At 45.9% G+C, this 1,249-nt stretch carries 1 protein-coding gene; it reads left to right on the top strand.

Annotated elements, in window-relative coordinates:
• Window positions 1–146: 146 nt before the first annotated feature.
• A partial coding sequence (locus NO992_RS23315) for a contractile injection system protein, VgrG/Pvc8 family (RefSeq protein WP_371380801.1) occupies window positions 147–1,249 on the top strand: 1,103 nt, incomplete at its 3' end.

Below are 1,249 nucleotides of genomic sequence, written 5' to 3'. Positions count from 1 at the left end.
CATTCGAATGCTGAATAAAAAAATGAGTTAAAAATGCTTGCCTTTTATGTAACAATAGCGCGCAAATAAAAACCAATCGCAGCACACTAGGAAGTAGTATCGCGTATTGGTGGAACGGCTTTAACCAACAACAGTGGACATAAAAAATGCAAACAAGGATTGTGGTGTATGGTACTAACCATCCTGTACATGTCGTCGATTTTGAACTCACGACCTGTGTCAATAGCGGCTTTTTACTCAAAGCGAACCTAGAATCCCAATTTGACCTTGCTGATGAGTTACTCGTCGGCAATATGCTCACGTTTGAAATTGAGTCACCAGATGCAATATCAACGTATTTCACTGGGACTTTGTTTGATATCCAATCTGGTTTTGTGTCTGAGCACACCTGTGGTGCAGAGGTGGTCTTAAAGCCTCGCCTTGAGTTACTTAAGCAAACAGAAAAAAGCCAAATCTTTGTACAAGCCAATGTCCAGTCTGTTCTCAATAAGCTGATACAAAAAGCCGGCTATTCACAAGACCGGATAAAATGGCGAGTCACTAAAGATTTACCCACGCTACCGCAGTGCGTACAAGCGCTAGAAAACGACTACACCTTTTTCACCCGACTCTTAGCAAAGTACGGCTTAATTTATTGGTTTGAATGCCATGATTTTATTGAGTCGATAGTGATTGCCGAGGGGAATCTTGCAAGCCCGTATATTGAACGAGGCTTGCTGTCGGTAACGGATAAAGATGGTCTGGTGCACGAACATGAAACCGGCTTTGTTGGGTTTACGCAGTGCCAAAGCCGCCATCGTTTTAGAATGGGTGGCTCACAAGTGCATGTGAATGCCCATCCACCAACCTCGGTCAGCTCGGCCCAGCGTAGCTATTTTGAGCCTGCAGCACAAAATCCCGCTGAGCAATTTGAGCGCACCGGCAATCTCGAGCTTGCCTATCAACAAGGTAAAAATGAAGTCACGCTGGTAGGAAACGTAGCCGAAGCCAATGCCGGTTATTCGTTTTCGTTAAATGGTAAATTGGGCACAGCGAAAGGCGGCGATTATACCTGTATTCGCAGTAAACAGGTGTATAAGCAAGGCAGTGCCAATGACCCTAAGCAAGTTGCATATCATAGCGAGTCGGTTTGTGTACCACGAGGTGAGCCAATACGTATCGCGCTCCCAGAGCATAGCCCCAAGCCGATGGTGTTTACCGCTACAGTGCGCTCGCTGTCGGGGTCAAAGGCCAATCCTCATCTAGATAC

The organism is Pseudoalteromonas sp. DY56-GL79 (assembly GCF_041414765.1).
In the GTDB taxonomy this organism is placed as follows: Bacteria; Pseudomonadota; Gammaproteobacteria; order Enterobacterales; family Alteromonadaceae; genus Pseudoalteromonas; species Pseudoalteromonas piscicida.
The sequence above is the reverse complement of the archived record's forward strand: the minus strand, read 5'-3'. Positions and strand labels throughout refer to the sequence as shown.